General features: G+C 64.0%; 7 protein-coding genes. All 7 read left to right on the forward strand.

Annotation, left to right across the window (positions count from 1 at the left end):
- The first annotated feature begins 115 nt into the window (after nt 1-115).
- The 7 genes from FHY18_RS01635 (at nt 116) to FHY18_RS01665 (ending at nt 19,102) form a co-directional block, all read left to right on the forward strand.
- A complete protein-coding gene (locus tag FHY18_RS01635) occupies nt 116-2,377 on the forward strand; it encodes a methyl-accepting chemotaxis protein (RefSeq protein WP_259150572.1) in 2,262 nt (753 codons plus the stop codon).
- A gap of 406 nt (nt 2,378-2,783) precedes the next feature.
- Nucleotides 2,784-5,033 (forward strand): methyl-accepting chemotaxis protein, encoded by a 2,250-nt coding sequence (locus FHY18_RS01640; RefSeq protein ID WP_259150576.1) that lies wholly within the window; start codon nt 2,784-2,786, stop codon nt 5,031-5,033.
- A gap of 107 nt (nt 5,034-5,140) precedes the next feature.
- Complete coding sequence (locus FHY18_RS01645; protein WP_259150578.1) at nt 5,141-7,612, forward strand: methyl-accepting chemotaxis protein; 2,472 nt, start codon at nt 5,141-5,143, stop codon at nt 7,610-7,612.
- A gap of 533 nt (nt 7,613-8,145) precedes the next feature.
- Complete coding sequence (locus FHY18_RS01650; protein WP_259150579.1) at nt 8,146-10,404, forward strand: methyl-accepting chemotaxis protein; 2,259 nt, start codon at nt 8,146-8,148, stop codon at nt 10,402-10,404.
- Between the two features lie 667 nt (nt 10,405-11,071).
- Entirely contained in the window at nt 11,072-13,192 is a 2,121-nt protein-coding gene (locus tag FHY18_RS01655) for a methyl-accepting chemotaxis protein (RefSeq protein ID WP_259152453.1), read from the forward strand.
- Between the two features lie 628 nt (nt 13,193-13,820).
- Nucleotides 13,821-16,079 carry a methyl-accepting chemotaxis protein gene (locus FHY18_RS01660; RefSeq protein ID WP_259150581.1) on the forward strand — a complete coding sequence of 753 codons (2,259 nt, stop codon included), beginning with the start codon at nt 13,821-13,823 and terminating at the stop codon, nt 16,077-16,079.
- Between the two features lie 350 nt (nt 16,080-16,429).
- A complete protein-coding gene (locus FHY18_RS01665) occupies nt 16,430-19,102 on the forward strand; it encodes a Cache 3/Cache 2 fusion domain-containing protein (protein ID WP_259150584.1) in 2,673 nt (890 codons plus the stop codon).
- Nucleotides 19,103-19,128 lie beyond the last annotated feature (26 nt).

Genomic DNA, 19,128 nt, shown 5'->3' on the forward strand with positions numbered 1-19,128 from the left:
GCGCATATAGCCCGGACCTGGAACGGCCCGGTTCATCCTTCAGAGATAAAGAATCATCGCTTCGGGCCGCTAGCGTGCATGACAACAGCGCAATGCTACGCCCCGGAGTTACAGCATGAACAAATTCAACGATTGGCCGATTCGCCGCAAACTGATGTTTGCGTTCTGCCTCAGTGCCGTCCTCACTGCCGTGCTTGGCGGGCTCGGCTTCTCGCGCATGAAACAGATGCAGCAGCAGGCTGTGCTGATCAACGAAGATGTGGTTCCGGTGCTGAGCAGGCTCTCGGAGCTGCGCGCATTCGGCGGCGAATTCCGTATCTACGAGTCGGGCCAGTTCGTCAATCTGCAGGACCAGGAGCGCTACGACTACTTCCTGACCCGCATGGACGAGATCCAGGGCAAATACGCGCAGACGCAGAAGGCGCTGGAAGCCAAGATCGGTGCCGGCTCGCCGCTGAAGGCCGGCTACGACAAGCTCGCCAAAGAAAGCGCGAGCTATTTCGAAGCCAACAAGGCCTTGCGTGCGCTCTACAAAGACCCCGACTACGCGGCCGCGGTGCGTGCGAACAAGCAATCCGGCGACATCCGCAAGGTGCTGTTCCAGACCATCGACAAGATGTATGCCGAGCAGTCCGCCGAACTGGCCAATATGGTGACCGCCAGCAGCGCCTCGTTCAAGATGACCAGCGCGGTGCTGTTGATCGGCACGCTGCTGATGGCCGCTCTATCGGTCACCTTCGGCTGGTTGATCGCGCGCAGCATCACCAATCCGCTGTCCAAGGCATTGGGCGCCATCCAGGCAGTGTCGCGCGGCGATCTGAGCGTGCAGGTCGGCAAGACCAGCCAGGATGAAATCGGCCAGATGCTCGACGCCACCGGTCGCATGACCCAGATGCTGCGCCGCTTCTCCGACGAGACCGCGCGCATGTCGCATCTGCATGCGGCCGAAGACATCACCCACCGCATGCCGGAAGATTTTCCCGGCGTGTACGGCACGCTGGCTGGCGGCATCAACACGATGATCTTCGAGCATCTGGACGCCATCACCGATTCGGTGCGCATCCTCAACCAGTACGCACAGGGCGACCTGACCCAGGACGCACGCCGTCTGCCGGCCAGCCGCGCGATCCTGCACGAAGCGATGGATGCGGCCAAGGCCAGCCTGCAGTCGATCAATACCGAGATCAAGCAGTTGGCGCAGGCCGCAGCGGCGGGCGACTTCAGTGCACGCGGCGACGCGGCACGCTTCAAGTACGACTTCGCGGTGATGGTGGCCGATCTGAATTCGATGATGGAAGTCAGCGATCGCAACCTGGGCAAGCTGTCGCAGTTGCTCGGTGCGGTGGCCGAAGGCGACCTGACCGCACGCATGGATGGGCAATTCCACGGCGTGTTCGCGCGTCTGCGTGACGATGCCAATGCCACCACACAACGCCTGACCGACATCGTCGGCCGCATCAAGCACTCCACCCTGGCGATCAATACTGCCGCCAGCGAGATTGCTGCGGGCAATCAGGATCTGTCGCAGCGCACCGAGCAACAGGCGGCCAATCTGGAAGAAACCGCCGCCTCGATGGAAGAACTCACCTCCACCGTCAAGCAGAACGCCGAGCACGCGCGCCAGGCCAATCAGCTGGCGATCGGTGCCGCTGGTGTGGCATCGCATGGCGGCAGCGTGGTCGGCCAGGTGGTCACCACCATGTCCGGCATCGAGACCTCGTCCAAGAAGATCGCCGAAATCATCAGCGTCATCGACGGCATCGCGTTCCAGACCAATATCCTGGCATTGAATGCAGCGGTGGAAGCCGCACGTGCCGGCGAGCAAGGCCGTGGTTTTGCGGTGGTTGCCTCGGAAGTGCGCACGCTGGCACAGCGTTCGGCCGGCGCAGCCAAGGAAATCAAGAGCCTGATCGACGACTCGGTCAGCAAGGTGGCCGAAGGCTCGGCATTGGTGCATCAGGCCGGCACCACCATGAGCGAGATCGTGTCCTCGGTGCAGCGCGTCACCGACATCATGAGCGAGATCTCCGCCGCCTCGCAGGAACAGTCGGCCGGCATCGAGCAGGTCAACCAGACCGTCACCCACATGGACGAAGCCACCCAGCAAAACGCAGCGCTTGTGGAAGAGGCCACTGCCGCCGCACGCTCGATGGAAGATCAGGCCCAGCAATTGACCGAAGCGGTGGCGCTGTTCCGCCTGTCGGCAGAACTGGAAGCGGTGACGCGGCCCACGCCGGTGGTGCGCCAGATCGCTGCCAAGCAGCCCGCCGCGCCGAGCACGCCGGCGACCAAACCCAGGCAAGCTGCCGCCAGGCCGGCCGCACGCGCTGCGGTGGCGTCGGCGTCGTCCAACGAATCGGACTGGGCAGAGTTCTGAGCGACCCGATCGGTCGCATTGCGACCGATGCCATCGAAACCGCGCTCCTTCGGGGGGCGCGGTTTTTTTTTGGACTGATCGTTTCCGCAAGGAAAACTATCGATAACACTCAAGATAAAACAACTTAAACATCATATTTTATTTTTGTATTAGTTTATGTATTGATGAGCCTGTTATCTACAAACCGGACTCGAGCAATTAGAAGAGCAAGAATGGAAACAGGCAGACAAGATTTATTATCAATATTTTTCACAAGCCTGACTCGAGTTATATATTTTTTGATATCGGGGTATTCAGTGATACCTGTCATGAGCCGTTACTGCGCATAGCGACACCTGACGCAGCAGCTGGTTGGCGCTGCCTTCGTCGCTCCCTTCCACTGCATAACGCCTTCCAGGATTCGGTCATGACCGCACTTCTCCAACGCTATAACGTCGGCCCGCGCTTGGCAGCGGCTTTCGCCGTGCTGATCGTATTGTCCGGTTGCATTGCTTTTATCGGCTATCGCGGCTTGAGTTCGGCACGCGCCCTGGTCGACGACATCGTGCACCAGAATATGGTCAAGATCCGCCTGTCCAACGACATGATCAATGCCAACTTCATTATTGGCATGCAGTTGCGCAATGTCGTGCTGCCTACCACCGACGAGGAAAATCGCAAGTTCATCGCGCAGATCCAGTCCGCGCGCGCCGACTATACAAAAGCCCGCGAAGCGCTGTATGCCATGCCGCCGTCGGAACAGGACAAGGCGCTGCGCGCGGACATCGATGCCCGCCGTGCCGAGGTCAAGGTGTTGAACGACAAGGTCATCGATCTGGTGATGACCGGTCATAGCGACGAGGCCCTGCCCTTGCTGCTCACCAAGGCCGCGCCGGCGATGCAGGGCTGGCAGGACAAGATTGCCGAAAACATCACACTGCAGGACAAGATGGCAGCCGATGCATCGGCCGTGGCACTGAAGTCGATGGCCGATTCGCGCAAGCTGCTGGTGGCCGGCACCGTGTTGGTGATCCTGCTGAGCGCCGCACTGGGCCTGTTGATCACGCGCAGCCTCACCCAGCCGCTCGGCCGCGCCACCCGCGCCGCCGAGGCGATTGCCGGCGGCAAGCTGGATAACGATGTCGATACGTCGTTCAACGACGAAACCGGCCGCCTGCTCAAGGCGATGAGCAAGATGCAGCTGCAGCTGCGTAATCTGCTGGCCGCGCAGACCGACATGGCCAGGCGCCATGACGAAGGTCAGATCAGCTTCCGTATCGACGCGGCCGCGTTTCCCGGCGACTACGGTCGCATGGCGCACGACACCAACACTCTGGTCGGCTCGCATATCGCGGTAAAGATGCGTCTGGCGCAGATCATGGGCCGCTACGCGATCGGCGACCTGTCCGAGGATATGGAGAAGCTGCCCGGCGAAAAGGCCGTGCTCAGCGACACCATGGCCCAGGTCAAGGTCAACCTCGGTGAAATGAACACCCAGATCAAACAGTTGGCGCAGGCCGCCGCCAACGGCGACTTCAGCGCCCGCGGCGAGGCAGAGCGCTTCCAGTACGACTTCCGCCTGATGGTCGAAAGCCTCAACAACCTGATGTCCACTGCCGACGGCAATCTGCAGGCGCTGTCGGGCTTGTTGCAGTCCATCGCCGCCGGCGACCTCACCGCACGCATGAGCGGCGAGTTCCGTGGCGTGTTCGCGCAGATGCGCGACGACGCCAATGCCACCGCCACCCAACTGGCCGAAATCGTCACCGGCATCAAGCAGTCGGCCGTGTCGATCAAGGGCGCCGCCAGCGAAATCGCCGCCGGCAACCAGGACCTGTCGCAGCGGACCGAGCAGCAGGCCGCCAATCTGGAAGAAACCGCCGCCTCGATGGAAGAGCTCACCTCCACCGTCAAGCAGAACGCCGAGGGCGCACGCCAGGCCAACCAGCTCGCCATCGGCGCCGCCAGCGTGGCGGTACAGGGCGGCGAAGTGGTCGGCAAGGTGGTCGAAACCATGTCCGGTATCGAAGCCTCGTCCAAGAAGATCGCCGACATCATCAGCGTCATCGACGGCATCGCCTTCCAGACCAACATCCTGGCGTTGAACGCAGCGGTGGAAGCCGCGCGTGCCGGCGAACAGGGCCGCGGCTTCGCAGTGGTTGCCTCGGAAGTGCGTACCCTCGCCCAGCGCTCGTCGGGTGCGGCCAAGGAGATCAAGGGCCTGATCGACGACTCCGTGCAACGAGTGGCCGAAGGATCCGCGCTGGTGCACACCGCCGGCAAGACCATGGGCGAAGTGGTGGCCAGCGTGCAGCGCGTCACCGACATCATGGGCGAGATCTCCGCCGCCTCGCAGGAACAGTCGGCCGGCATCGAACAGGTCAACCAGACTGTCACCCAGATGGACGAGACCACCCAGCAGAACGCCGCATTGGTGGAGGAAGCCACCGCCGCCGCACGTGCACTGGAAGAACAGGCCACCCAGCTGACCGATGCGGTGGCGGTATTCAAGACCGATGCCGCGCATGTACAAGCTTCGGCGCGTGTCGCCGCACCGCGTGAGGTAATCACCCAGGCCGTCAAGGCCAAGGTGGCAGCAGCTGGCCGCACCGCAGCGTCCAAGCCGCGCGCCGTGGTCACCGCACCCAGCAACGACACCAGCTGGCAGGAGTTCTAAGCAAGCGAACTGAACTGCCTGAACGGGACCGGTCGGCAGCGATGCCGGCCGGCTCAAGGCATAACAGTTATCGGCCGATAGTCTGCGTACGCCCATGAGACGCACCGATGACCATTGCTCCTGCCCTGCCGCACACCGCTCCATCCTCCCCGCGCCGCTGGGCCAGCCGCTGGGACGATCTGGGCATTGTCAAAAAGCTCGGTGCGATCGGTGTGCTGGCGTTGGTCGGCATGGTGATCCCGGTGCTGCTCTATCGCGGCAAGCTCAATGAAAGCGTCGCCATCAGCAGCAACGAATTGCGTAGCTACGCCCCGCTTGGCCAGATGCTGGGCCTGATTACCGATCTGCACGCGGCCCACGTCGACACTGGCGCCGCCGCCGACGCAGCAGCGCAACGCGCCCAACGCGATCTGCAGCAACTGCTCGCCACCACGGCGGCCATGCCCGGCTTCGAACGCAGCCAGAAACAACTGCTCGCCCTGCAGCAGCGCCATGTCTCGACCGCCGCAGCCAGCGGCTACAGCGGCATCAGCGAGCAAGCCTTCGCTGCGCTGGATGCGCTGCGCGACGACAGCCAGTTGGTCTACACCCCGTATATCGAAAGCTACCACCTGGTGGTTGCGACCCTGATCTATAGCCCCGACGCCACCGAATCGCTGACCCGCCTGGATGCGGCCAACGACCCGTCGCAGGCCGGCGACGATCGCGCCATGCTGCACGAACAGCTCAGCCAGTTGCAGCGCAATCACGTGCGCTTCCGGCATGAGCTGGACAAGGCAATGGGCCTGCTGGAACAGCCCGACCCTGCGCTGGCCGATGCCGCCAGCGCCGAGGCCACCCGCGCCAGCGACGCATTGAAATCCCTTGGTGCCGCGTTGGAAGGCAGCGATGCGCAGGCCGACACGCAGTGGAATGCCGCGCTCGATGCGCTTGGCCAGACCATGCATGAGCTGAGCAGCGTCTCGCTGCAAGCCCTGCAGCGTCAATCCGAGCGCCACCTGGTGGATGCGCGCACTGCGATGTACCAGGCCGTCGCCGGTCTGTCACTGCTCGCGCTGCTGATCGCCGCGTTGGGCTGGTATACCTTGTCCACCCTCACCCGCAACGTGCGCCGCGCCGCTGCGGTGGCGGCCAATATCGCGCAGGGCATGCTGGACGAACGCATCGTGCCACCCAGCCGCGATGAAACCGGCCAGCTGCTCGACAACATGCGCCAGATGCAGGAACAGGTGCAGCGCGTCCTGGCTGCGCAGAGCGAGATGGCGCAGCGCCACGACGCCGGCCAGATCAGCTACCGCATGCAGGCCGACAGCTTCCCCGGCGCCTACGCCACCATGGTGCACGATACCAACGCCCTGGTCGGTTCGCACATCGCGGTGAAGATGAAGCTCGCGCAGATCATGTCGCGCTACGCCATCGGCGATCTGAGCCAGGACATGGACCGCCTGCCCGGCGAGAAGGCCGTGCTCAGCGACACCATGGACACCGTCAAGGCCAACCTGTCGGCGATGAACAGCGAAATCAAACTGCTGGCGCAGGCGGCCGCCAATGGCGACTTCAGCGTGCGCGGCGATGCGCAGCGCTTCCAGTACGACTTCCGCGCCATGGTGGACAGCCTCAATCAGCTGATGTCCACCGCCGATGCCAATCTGCAGTCGCTGTCCAACGTGCTGCAGGCGATCGCCGCCGGCGATCTCACCAGCCGCATGCAGGGCGACTTCCACGGCGTGTTCGCGCGCATGCGCGACGATGCCAATGCCACGGTGACGCAGCTGGCCGATATCGTCGGGCGCATTCAGCGCTCCACCGATGCCATCAACGATGCGGCCAGCGAGATCGCATCCGGCAACCAGGACCTGTCGCAACGTACCGAGCAACAGGCGGCCAATCTGGAAGAAACCGCCGCCTCGATGGAGGAACTCACCTCCACCGTGCGCAACAACGCCGAGCACGCCAGGCGCGCCAATCAGCTGGTGGTTGGCGCTGCCGCCGTCGCTTCGCAAGGTGGCGAGGTGGTCGGCCAGGTCGTCGGCACCATGGCCGGCATCCAGGCTGCGTCCAGAAAGATCGCCGACATCATCGGCGTGATCGACGGCATCGCCTTCCAGACCAATATCCTGGCCTTGAACGCGGCGGTGGAAGCCGCGCGTGCCGGCGAGCAAGGCCGCGGCTTTGCGGTAGTGGCGTCGGAAGTACGCACCCTGGCGCAGCGCTCGGCCGCTGCGGCCAAGGAGATCAAGCACCTGATCGACGATTCGGTCAGCCGGGTCGAGCATGGCAGCCAGCTGGTCGGCCAGGCGGGGCGCACGATGCAGGACATCGTCGATTCGGTGCGCAACGTCGCCACGATCATGCATGAGATCAGCGAGGCCTCGCTGCAGCAGTCGCAGGGCATCGAGCAGGTCGGCCAGACCGTCTCGCAGATGGATCAGGCGACCCAGCAGAACGCCGCACTGGTGGAAGAAGCCACCGCCGCCGCGCGCGCGATGGAAGAACAGGCGCAGCAGTTGCGCGATGCGGTGTCGGTATTCCAGCTGCAGCAAGCGGCCACGCCTGCCCAGCTCGGGCGCGCGGCGTGACGTGACGTGACGTGACGGTCTGATGGTCTGATGGTCTGATGGTCTGATGGTCTGATGGCATCACGGCGTGAGGCCGTTGCTCGTGGCATTGCATCCCTTGGTCTGCTGCCGCACGCCCGTACGCTGAACAGGACGCGTGCGTCCAGGCTCAACTGGTGGTTTCCACCCCGCCCTCCTCAGCGCGGCACCTTCGTATCGCTCCTGAAAGCGTGATCATCAAGTGAATCCGCAGAAGACAGCCCCTCTTGTGGAAGCGCCCCCATCGGCGTTTCCGGGCAGTTTGTGCACATCCACGTCACCTCAATGACGGCCGCCCATACGCACAGGGCGTGGCGAGTTCAGCCGTAAGAGCGCTGGCCGTTACAGACCACAAGCATGCATACCTGCCTTGCACTCGGTCGCGTCGTGACGATGTATCACACGCACCGGTAATGGGCTCGAGACATGCCCAGCCTCGCCTGACTCACGTAGTGCCCAGCGCGTCCGCCCCGACGCGGCTTGCCCTTTCTTGCCAACTGCCTCGAGACCCCAAAATGATCGCTCTTCTTCAACGGTACAACGTCGGCAAGCGCCTGACCTTCGCCTTCGGCACGCTGATCCTGTTGTCGTGCGCGCTAGTGGCCGCCGGCCTGTACACGCTGGCGCAGGCCCGTGATCGCATGGACACCGTGGTCAATCGCAACATCACGATCATGCAGTACGCGCAGGACATGACCAATGCCACCTCGGTCATCGCCGTGCAGTTGCGCAATATCGTGTTGCCGACCACGCAAGAAGACAATCTGCGCTTCTACGCCCTCATCAAGGACCAGCTGAAGCGCTACGAGGACACCCGCCGCAAGCTGTACGAATTCTCCGCTTCGCCTCAAGCCACCGAGATCCGCAACCGGATCGACCTTGCCAGCGCCCAGGCCCGCAAAACCAACGAAGACGTCGCACAATTGGGCCTGACCGGCAAGCCTGACGAAGCACTCACGCTGCTGCTGCAAAAGGCCGCACCGGGCACGCAAGAATGGCAGGACGCGTTGACCGAGTATTCGGAGCTGCAGCGTCAGCGCACCCAGGAAGCCTATGTAGCCACGACCGCAGAAATGGCACGCGGTCGCGCGATGCTGATCGGAGGCGGCCTGGCCGTCGTGCTGTTCAGCGTCCTGCTGGGCTGGTTGATCACCCGCAGCCTGGTGCGCCCGCTGACCCAGGCCACCCGCGCCGCCGAGGCGATTGCCAATGGCGATCTGGATAACGATGTGCGCACGCAGTCCAATGACGAAACCGGCCGCCTGTTGCAGGCCATGGACCGCATGCAGAGCCAGGTGCGCAATCTGATCAGCGCGCAGCTGGACATGGCCAAGCGTCATGACGCGGGCCAGATCAGCTTCCGCATGGATGCCGGCGCATTCCCCGGCGACTACGGCCGCATGGCCACAGACACCAACGCGCTGGTTGCCGCACACATCGCGCTTGAGACGCAGACCATTCACCTGGTGGAGCGTTACGCGATCGGCGACCTGACCGAAGACATGCCGCAATTGCCGGGCGAGAAAGCCGCCATCACCACTGCGATGAATCAGGTCAAGGCGAACCTGTCGACGATGAATTCGGAAATCAAGCAGCTGGCGCAAGCCGCTGCAAACGGCGACTTCAGCGCACGCGGCAATGCCGAGCAGTTCCAGTACGACTTCCGCATCATGGTGGAAAGCCTCAATCACCTGATGTCCACCGCCGACGGCAATCTGCAGTCGCTCTCCAGCCTGTTGCAGTCGATCGCTGCCGGCGACCTCACCGCGCGCATGAGTGGACAGTACCAGGGCGTGTTCGCGCAGATGCGCGACGACGCCAACGCCACCGCCGAACAGCTGGCCAGCATCGTCGGCCGCATCCAGCTGGCCGCCAATGCGATCGGGTCGGCATCGGGCGAGATCGCTTCCGGCAACCAGGATCTGTCGCAGCGCACCGAGCAACAGGCCGCCAATCTGGAAGAAACCGCCGCCTCGATGGAAGAACTCACCTCCACCGTCAAGCAGAACGCCGAACACGCAAGTCAAGCCAATCAGCTCGCCATCGGCGCCGCAGCAGTGGCCTCGCAAGGCGGCGACGTGGTGGCCAGGGTGGTCACCACCATGGCCGACATCCAGGGCTCGTCGAAGAAGATCGCCGAAATCATCAGCGTCATCGACGGCATCGCCTTCCAGACCAATATCCTTGCGTTGAATGCCGCAGTGGAAGCGGCGCGTGCCGGCGAACAGGGCCGCGGCTTTGCGGTGGTCGCCTCTGAAGTGCGCACCCTGGCCCAGCGTTCGGCCGGTGCGGCGAAAGAGATCAAGCACCTGATCGACGACTCGGTCGACAAGGTCACCCAAGGCGCCGGCCTGGTCGACCAGGCCGGCACCACCATGGCCGAGATCGTCGCCAGCGTGCAGCGCGTCACCAACATCATGGGCGAGATTTCTTCCGCTTCGCAGGAACAGTATTCGGGCATCGAGCAGGTCAACCAGACCGTGACCCAGATGGACGAGACCACCCAGCAGAATGCCGCACTGGTGGAAGAAGCCACCGCCGCCGCACGTGCGATGGAAGAACAGGCCCAGCAGCTCACCGAAGCGGTGGCCTTGTTCAAGGTTGCCGAGCACAGCGCGGTAACGCGTCAGCTCTCGGCCATCGCCAAGGCACCGGCCAATGCCCGCTTCGCTGCGCGTCCGGCCGCACGTGCCGGCAGCAGTGCCCCGCCGCGTCGCAGCGTGACCGGCACTTCGGCAGCAGCGGCCGATACGGGCGATTGGCAGGAGTTCTGAGTCACGCATGAGGTGTCGCCCGAAGGCCGCTTTCCGCGAGGAAAGCGGCCTTTTTGCGTTACGCCGATCGATCAGACACCACAGCGCGCTGCAGTACCGCGTAGCGCCCAGCGGCAGCCACCCGCCACCGCACTGGAACACACCGATGGCGCTGCGGCCGGCGACCATTGCAGCCGGCTTGATAGCCACATCGCTGTAATGTTTCGCCTCACACGCGCGTCCGAACGTTCCTATATGCGTATTCACAATGCGATGACATAGTGCGTCTGCGTCACCATTCGTCATCGCGATCCATCTCGATGCAGACGCGTGCCGCTTCGGCACGCATCGAAGGGTCCGGCACGGCGTCTGCGTGATACACGGATCACCACTGCCGGAACGCCGCTGGGGAGCGGCGTCCCGCACCTGCCAGCGCACGACGTAACGCCATGCACCTGCTGTCAGCGCCGCTGCCTGCTGCATCGCAACGGGTGCAGACAATTGGTGCGGCAGCGGGCGATCGCCACACCTTCGGTAGTCACTTCATTCCGTTTAAAAGGGCAAAGCAATGAAACAGCGAAGTCTGTCGACACAACTCGTGTTCGGCTTTGGTGCGGTCATCATCGTGCTGTTGATCGTCGCCACGGTCGGGCTGCGCGGACAGTCCAGCCTGTCTCAGGCGGTCGCATTGAACGACCACACTTACCAGGTCATCGCGACCGGTCGTGCGATGTCCATCGCCAGCATCAATATCGAAACCGGCGCGCGCGGCTATCTGCTTTCAGGCAACGAAGCGAATCTGACGCCCTACAAGAACGGGATGGCGCAGTTCGACAAAGAATTCGATCACGCCAGACAGCTGACCGCCGACAATCCGGTTCAGCAGCAGCGGCTGGCGGCCCTGCATGCGGCCTACGTCGAATTTATCGGCCACGAAGAACGCTTGACCGCGCTGCGCCGCAGTGGCGCGGCGTTGCCCGACGTGCTGGCGCAGTTCAGCGCCGGCCACGAACGCGCCGCAATGAACAAGATCCGCACCCTGCTCACCGAGTTCGAGGCCCAGGAAAGCGGGCTGCTCGACAAGCGCAGTACGGCACTGGCCGCCGCCAAGATCCGCAGCACCTGGTCGATGCTGATCGGCAGCGGCGTTGCGATCGTGGTCGCAATAGCTACCTGCTGGCTGATTCGCCGTCGTCTGATGAGCCGCTTGAGCGAGGCATCGACGATCGCCGATGCGATCGCGGCAGGTCGGTTGTCGGTCGCAGTGGATACCACCGGTACCGACGAAACCGGCCGGCTACTGCACAGCATGGGCAAGATGCAGGCGCAGTTGCAGGCGGTGTCGCAGGCACAGCAGGAAATGGCGCGACGGCACGACCTGGGTGAGCTGAGCTACCGCATGGACGAGCAGGCATTTCCCGGCGATTACGGCGTCATGGTGCGTGACAGCAACGCACTGGTCGCCTCGCATATCGCAGTCAACATGCGGCTGGCCCAGATCATGAGCCGCTATGCCATCGGCGACCTGTCCGACGACATGGAGACGTTGCCTGGCGAAAAAGCCGTCTTGAGCGAGACCATGGCCCAGGTCAAGCGCAACCTGTCGGCGATGAATCGCGAGATCAAACATCTGGCGCAATCTGCCGCTGCCGGCGACTTCAGCGCCCGCGGCGACGCCGAACGTTTCCAATACGACTTCCGCGTCATGATCGACAGCCTCAACCAGCTGATGGCCACCGCCGACGGAAATCTGCAAGCGTTGTCCACGTTGCTGCAGTCGATTGCCGCGGGCGACCTCACTGCCCGCATGACCGGCCAGTCCCAGGGCGTGTTCGCGCAGATGCGCGACGATGCCAACGGCACTGCCGAGCGCCTGGCCGATATCGTCGGGCGGATCCACACTGCCGCCGATGCCATTGGCCTGGCCTCCGGCGAAATCGCCGCCGGCAACCAGGATCTGTCGCAGCGCACCGAACAGCAGGCCGCCAATCTGGAAGAAACCGCCGCTTCGATGGAAGAGCTGACCTCCACCGTCAAGCAAAATGCCGAACATGCGCGCCAGGCCAACCAGTTGGCGATCGGAGCGGCATCGGTCGCCTCGCAGGGTGGTCAGGTGGTCGCGCGGGTGGTCACCACCATGTCCGATATCCAGACCTCCTCCAAGAAGATCGCCGAGATCATCAGCGTCATCGACGGCATTTCGTTCCAGACCAATATCCTGGCCTTGAATGCCGCGGTGGAAGCGGCACGTGCCGGCGAACAGGGACGCGGTTTTGCCGTCGTCGCCTCCGAAGTGCGCACCCTCGCCCAGCGCTCTGCCGGTGCTGCGAAAGAGATCAAGCAGCTGATCGACGACTCGGTCGGCAATGTCGCGCAAGGCGCTGCACTGGTCGATCAGGCGGGAACGACCATGGCCGAGATCGTGGCCAGCGTGCAGCGCGTCACCGACATCATGGGCGAGATCTCCGCTGCCTCGCAGGAGCAATCGACAGGGATCGAACAGGTCAACCAGACCGTGACCCAGATGGACGAAACCACCCAGCAGAATGCCGCACTGGTGGAAGAAGCCACCGCCGCCGCACGCGCGATGGAAGACCAGGCCCAGCAGCTGACCCAGACCGTGTCGCTGTTCAAGTTGTCCGACAGCCAGCCGTCCGCGCGTCGAATGGCAGCCTTGGCCACCGCCGCCCTGTCTGCGTCTCCCAAAGCGTCGGCATCGGCGTCGGTCAAGCGTGCGCCTGCACGTCCGCACAGTGCACGGACCGTCGCTGCCACGGCCGGGGCGGCCTTGGATTGGCAGGAGTTCTGACACCTGGATGTAGCGCATCCGCGCTGCACGACTCTTGCGGGACCGCTTTTGCGAGAAAGCGGTCCTTTTTTTTGGCTAGCACCCGATCCGGGCGCATGCAGCAATTGCGAATACACCCGGGCGATGCGGGCCCCCCTCTGCAAGACGCGCGCGGTGCATGCCACATCGACTGTGGCGATTGCACCGTCGCCGCATGCGCGGGCCTGGCGACGTGTGCGCCCTCTCGACAAGAGGCTCATGACGGCACCGACTCTGCGGTGCCGTTTTGCATTACGCAGCATGAGCTGCCGCATCCATTCAATCGCGCTATCGCGTGCACTGTCATCCGCGTGAAGTCGCCTTTCACGGCCGGACGCCGTGCACGCCTAAATCGCAGTAAAAATGGTCATTCCCGATCTTGCTTTCAGAAAATTCCCGACACCCGGGCACCGATTCCCTACAGGTTCTTCATGCCCCGATCACGTGCCTGAGACCTGGCTTTACCAGCCTGACCGGACCACCTCAATGCGACCCCGACAGCGCCGTTACTTCAGCGATGCAACACACCGGGCATGACCTGCGGACGGCACCGCTCCAGCGCTGCCCTGCAACGCATGCCCATCACGATCACATCAGCTCAGGCCACTCCATGAATTCCTTCCTGCACCGCTTCAACGTCGGCAAGCGCCTCGCGCTGGCCTTTGGCGTTTTGATCCTTCTCTCCTGCGCGCTGGTGGCCGCCGGCCTGTTGACGCTCAGCCAGGCACGCGAGCGCCTGGACACCATCGTCAAGCGCAACATGGCGATGATCCAGTACGCCACCGACATGCTGGATGCCAATGCCACCATCTCATTGAACCTGCGCAACATCGTGCTGCCCACCACCGCCGAGCAGAACCGGCAGTTCGCTGAAGTGATCGATGCCCAGCGCATCCGCTACAAGGAGCTACGCGAAAAGCTCTATGCGTTTCCCGCCGATGCGCACGACCAGCAACTGCGCAACGCACTGGACCAGACCCGCGAACAGGCGCTGGCGCACAATCAGCAGGTCCGCGAGCTGGGCATGGCCGGCAAGGTCGACCAGGCCATGCCGGTCCTGCTCGAACGCGCCGCGCCGGCCACCCAGCGCTGGCAGGATGCGATCCGCACCTACTCGCAGGCGCAACGCGAGAGCAGCCAGCTGGCCTATGAACAGGCCAGTGCCTCGATGGCGCGTGGCCGCAGCATGCTGATCGGCGGCGGCGTCGCGGTGGTGCTGCTGAGTGCCCTGCTGGCCTGGATGATCACCCGCAGCCTCACCGGTCCGTTGAACCGCGCCACCCGCGCCGCCGAGGCGATTGCCGACGGCAGGCTCGATAACGCAGTGCACAGCGACGCCAGCGACGAAACCGGCCGCCTGCTGCAGGCGATGGACAAGATGCAATCGCAGGTGCGCAATCTGATCACCGGCCAGCTGGACATGGCCAAGCGCCACGACAGCGGCCAGATCAGCTTCCGCATGGAGGCCGGCGCATTCCCGGGCGACTATGGCCGCATGGCCAGCGACACCAATGCCCTGGTCGACAGCCACGTCCAGCTCACGCAGCGCCTGGCGCAGATCATGGGGCGCTATGCGATCGGCGACCTCAGCCAGGACATGGATGCGCTGCCCGGCGAAAAAGCCATGCTGACCGACACCATGGCGCAGGTGAAAACGAACCTGGCGTCGATGAACCAGCAGATCAAGCAGCTGGCCCAGGCCGCGGCCAACGGCGATTTCGGCGCACGCGGCGATGCGGCGCAGTTCCAGTTCGATTTCCGCGTCATGGTCGAGAGCCTCAATCAGTTGATGGCCACTGCCGATGGCAGCCTGCAGTCGCTATCGGGCATCTTGCGCGCTATCGCCGCAGGCGACCTGACCGCGCGCATGGACGGCGATTTCAGGGGCGTATTCGCACAGATGCGCGACGACGCCAACGCCACCGCCACCCAGCTGGCCGGTATCGTCGGGCACATCCAGCACTCGGCGACCTCGATCAATGCCGCCGCCAGCGAGATCGCAACGGGTAATCAGGACCTGTCGCAGCGCACCGAACAGCAGGCGGCCAACCTGGAAGAAACCGCCGCCTCGATGGAAGAGCTCACCTCCACCGTCAAGCAGAACGCCGAAAGCGCACGCCAGGCCAATCAGCTCGCCATCGGCGCCGCCAACGTGGCTTCGCAGGGCGGCGAAGTGGTCAGCAAGGTGGTCGACACCATGAGCGGCATCGAGGCTTCGTCCAAGCGCATCGCCGACATCATCAGCGTCATCGACGGCATCTCGTTCCAGACCAACATCCTGGCCTTGAATGCCGCCGTGGAAGCGGCGCGTGCCGGCGACCAGGGCCGTGGTTTTGCGGTGGTCGCCTCCGAGGTGCGTACGCTGGCACAGCGTTCGTCTGCCGCGGCCAAGGAGATCAAGAGCCTGATCGACGACTCGGTGCAGCGCGTGGCCGACGGCTCGCAACTGGTGGACCAGGCCGGCAAGACCATGGCCGAGATCGTCGCCAGCGTGCAGCGCGTCACCAACATCATGGGCGAGATTTCCGCCGCCTCGCAGGAACAGTCGGCCGGCATCGAGCAGGTCAACCAGACCGTCACCCACATGGACGAAGCCACCCAGCAAAACGCAGCGCTGGTGGAAGAAGCCACCGCCGCCGCCCGCGCGATGGAAGAACAGGCCCAGCAGCTCACCGAGGCGGTGGCCGTGTTCAAGATCGCCGAGCAAGGCCCGGCTGCACGTCAGCCGTCATCGATGGTCGGTGCGCCGGTCAATGCGCGCTTCGCTGCACGCCCGGCCGTCGCTGCCGCCAGCATCGCAGCGCCACGGCGCAGCGCCATCGGCGCGGCCACCGCGGCGGCCGGGCCGAACGACTGGCAGGAGTTCTAAGACACACGCCGCACCCCGCAACACACGCAGCATCAAAGAACAGCATTCGAGAGTAGTTTGATTCGTGGTCAACGAATCTTGAGGGTCGCTTCCTTGCGAGGAGAAGCGGCCCTTTTTTTTTTCTGCGGTGGTGTTGCGACATCAGCCGCTAAACATGCTGGAACGCTGACGATCCGATCCACCAGAAATCACCAATCTTTAACAATTTGCGACATGGCGTACAGGGGTCACCACCAAGCGAACGCGACAATTTATGCTCAATTCAACATAAAACATCAATTTTGAGCATAGACGGCCGCTATGGACTTCACGCATCCGTAACGCCCTCCCCCGGGCAAGGTCGATTCCTCATGCATTCCTTCAACCGACTTTCGGTCGGCACCCGGCTTTCCGCGCTGTTGACCCTGGTCATTGCCATCTCGCTGGGCCTGCTGGCCCTGACCATCTACCGCCAGTCCGCCGGCGACATCGAATCCCAGGTCAAGGCCGAGCTGCGCTCCAGCACCCGGCTGATGCAGCAGTCGGTGGCGATGTACGACGTCACCCTGACCGAAGGCACCGAGCGTCTGGGCAGCGTCTTCGACGACATGCTGCCGCGCGGCGCACGCGAACTGGATACCGCCAGCACCGTGACCATCGGTGAGCAGAACACGCCCACGCTGCGTTCCGGCACGCAGGCGCTGAACCTCAATTTCGATGCGGTGGATCGCTTCGCGCAGGCCACCGGCGGCGTTGCGACCATCTTCGCGCGCACCGGCGATGACTTCGTGCGCATCACCACCTCGCTGCGCAACAAGCAGAACGAGCGCGTGATCGGCACCCTGCTCGATCGCAAGGGCAAGGCCTATGCCGCACTGTCCGCAGGCAAGCCCTTCACCGGCCAGGCGCAGTTGTTCGGCGACCAGTACATGACCTACTACGCGCCGCTGCGCAACGCTGCCGGCGAGGTGATCGGCGCGCTGTTCGTCGGCCGCAATTACACCCAGGGCCTGGCCGCGCTCAAGGCCCAGGTCAGCACCACCAGGCTGGGACAGGACGGCTACTTCGTCATCGCCGACATGGCGCCGGGCGAGCACCAGGGCCAGATCATCGCCGCACCGCCGGGGACGCCGGCGACATTGTCGGCACTGGTGCCGGCCGATCAGCAAGCTGCCTTGCAGTCGGTGCTGGACGGCAAGCAAGCCAGCGCCAACCTGCAGCTGCGCGATGCCAAGGGCAACGCGCAGGCCTACGAAGTCACCGCACAACGCTATGCGCCGTGGCAGTGGGCGGTGATCGGCACCCAGCCGCGCAGCGCCATCGACGGACCGCTGGACGAGCTGATGGGCAGCATGCTGCTGTTCTCGCTGGTGGTACTGGCGCTGTGCATCGCGGTGGTGTTCATCGCCGCACGCAAGATGGTGACCCGCCCGCTGCTTGCAGTGGAACGTGTACTCGGCGATGTCGCCGCCGGCCGCCTGGACAACCCCATCGAGATCGATCGCCACGACGAACTCGGCCGCCTGCTGCTCAACGCCCGCACCATGCGCGACGACCTGCGCGCGCGGCTGGAACGCGATCACCTGATCGCCAGCGAAGCGCTGCGCGTGCGCACCGCGCTGGACGATGTCAGCACCAACGTGATGATCGCCGACGCCGAGCGCCGCATCATCTACGTCAATCGCCCGCTGCAGCGCATGCTCAAGAGCGTGCAGGACGAGTTACGCCGCGACCTGCCCCACTTCGACGCCGATGCGCTGATCAATGCCAGCATCGACCAGTTCCACCGCAAGCCCGAGCATCAGGCACGCATGCTCGATCAGCTCACCAGCACGCACATCGCGCAGATCCATGTCGGCGGCCGCACCATGCGATTGGTGGTCAGCCCGGTACTGGGCGCCGCCGGTGAGCGCATGGGGTTTGTGGTCGAGTGGGCCGACCGCACCCAGGAGGTGCAGGTGGAAGAAGAAGTCGCACGCATCGTGCAGGCGGCCGCCATCGGCGACCTGAGCGGGCGCGTCAGCCTTGATGGCAAGCAGGGCTTCCTGCTGCTGCTCGCCCAGCAGCTCAACGCGCTACTGGACAACAACGCCGACGGCCTGTCACGCGTGTCCGCGCTGCTGTCGTCGTTGTCGCAGGGCGACCTCACCGCACGCATGGACGGCGATCTGCAAGGCGTGTTCGCCACCATCCGCGACGATGCCAACGCCACCGCCGACCAGCTGGCCGGAATCGTACGCCGCATCAAGGATTCGTCGCTGGCGATCAACTCGGCTGCCACCGAGATCGCCACCGGCAATGGCGACCTGTCGCGGCGCACCGAGCAACAGGCCGCCGCGCTGGAAGAGACCGCCGCATCGATGGAAGAGCTCACCGCCACCGTCAAGCAGAACGCCGACAACGCCGACCAGGCCAACCGCCTGGTGCTCGATGCCGCCGGCGTTGCCGCCAAGGGTGGCGATGTGGTCGGCCGTGTGGTCACCACCATGGCCGACATCGACGCTTCGTCCAAGAAGATCGCCGAGATCATTTCCGTCATCGACGGCATTGCCTTCCAGACCAATATCCTGGCGTTGAACGCGGCGGTGGAAGCGGCACGTGCCGGCGAGCAGGGCCGCGGTTTTGCCGTGGTGGCCTCGGAGGTGCGCACACTGGCGCAGCGCTCGGCCGGCGCGGCCAAGGAGATCAAGCACCTGATCGAAGACTCGGTGACCCGCATCGGCAACGGCGCCGCACTGGCATCGGAGGCCGGCAGCACTATGCAGCAGGTGGTCGGCTCGGTCCAGCGCGTCACCGACATCATGGGCGAGATCACCAGCGCCTCGCGCGAGCAGGCCGCCGGCATCACCCAGGTCAACCAGACCGTCACCCAGATGGACGAAACCACCCAGCAGAACGCAGCGCTGGTGGAAGAAGCCACCGCTGCGGCACGCGCGATGGAAGACCAGGCCGCGCAGCTGGTAGACGCCGTGGCGGTGTTCCGCCTGGAGCCGCAGGACCGCTTGAGCACCCTGCTGGCCAGCGCACGCCACGCCTACAGCTGAGGCGTACTTGCAGCGTGTCCTGCGAT

Source organism: Xanthomonas sp. 3793 (assembly GCF_024806835.1).
Taxonomy (GTDB): domain Bacteria; phylum Pseudomonadota; class Gammaproteobacteria; order Xanthomonadales; family Xanthomonadaceae; genus Xanthomonas; species Xanthomonas arboricola_F.

What these genes read in the sequence shown, in the direction of transcription:
- FHY18_RS01635 (WP_259150572.1), top strand. Translation starts at nt 116, where the DNA reads ATGAACAAATTCAACGATTGGCCGATTCGCCGCAAACTGATGTTTGCG.
- FHY18_RS01640 (WP_259150576.1), top strand. Translation starts at nt 2,784, where the DNA reads ATGACCGCACTTCTCCAACGCTATAACGTCGGCCCGCGCTTGGCAGCG.
- FHY18_RS01645 (WP_259150578.1), top strand. Translation starts at nt 5,141, where the DNA reads ATGACCATTGCTCCTGCCCTGCCGCACACCGCTCCATCCTCCCCGCGC.
- FHY18_RS01650 (WP_259150579.1), top strand. Translation starts at nt 8,146, where the DNA reads ATGATCGCTCTTCTTCAACGGTACAACGTCGGCAAGCGCCTGACCTTC.
- FHY18_RS01660 (WP_259150581.1), top strand. Translation starts at nt 13,821, where the DNA reads ATGAATTCCTTCCTGCACCGCTTCAACGTCGGCAAGCGCCTCGCGCTG.
- FHY18_RS01665 (WP_259150584.1), top strand. Translation starts at nt 16,430, where the DNA reads ATGCATTCCTTCAACCGACTTTCGGTCGGCACCCGGCTTTCCGCGCTG.